At 69.1% G+C, this 502-nt stretch carries 1 protein-coding gene; it reads left to right on the top strand.

What is annotated here, in order from left to right; genetic code table 11:
* Positions 1-418, top strand: a 418-nt coding sequence (locus tag HV773_RS36635; RefSeq protein WP_175196337.1) for a sarcosine oxidase subunit gamma, incomplete at its 5' end; no start/stop codon positions are given.
* Positions 419-502 lie beyond the last annotated feature (84 nt).

Below are 502 nucleotides of genomic sequence, written 5' to 3'. Positions count from 1 at the left end.
CTGCCAGCCGCCCGCGACGCCCAACACGGTGGCGAAGGGCAACGGCTACGACGTGCTGTGGCTCGGCCCCGACGAATGGCTCGTGCGCTCGGACGCAGCCGTGCAGGCCGGCGTGCTCGAAGCGAAGCTCGCGCCCGCATTCGGCGAAGCCTACGCGGCCGCAGTGGACGTGGGCAGCGGCTACACGGTGGTGGAGATCGACGGCGCGCGCACGCGCGAACTGCTCTCGCGCGGCTGCCCGCTCGATCTGCATCCGAACCTGCTCAAAGAAGGGCAATGCGCGCAGAGCGTCTTTTTCAAGGCCTCGATCGTGCTGATTCCCGTGGGCGGCGACCGCTTCGAGATCGTCGTGCGCCGCAGCTTCGCCGACTACTTCTGCCGCATCATGCTTGACGCCACCGCGTCGCTTGCATCATGAAGATCGTCGACGGAACCTTCGATCCCGCGCTCGACGTTCCGGCGGCGCTCGATGCGCCGCCCTCGCGCGGGCGCGGCTGGAGCG

Origin of the sequence: Paraburkholderia caffeinitolerans (assembly GCF_902859945.1) — a bacterium.
In the GTDB taxonomy this organism is placed as follows: Bacteria; Pseudomonadota; Gammaproteobacteria; order Burkholderiales; family Burkholderiaceae; genus Paraburkholderia; species Paraburkholderia caffeinitolerans.
This window is presented reverse-complemented; position numbering and strand designations above follow the sequence as displayed.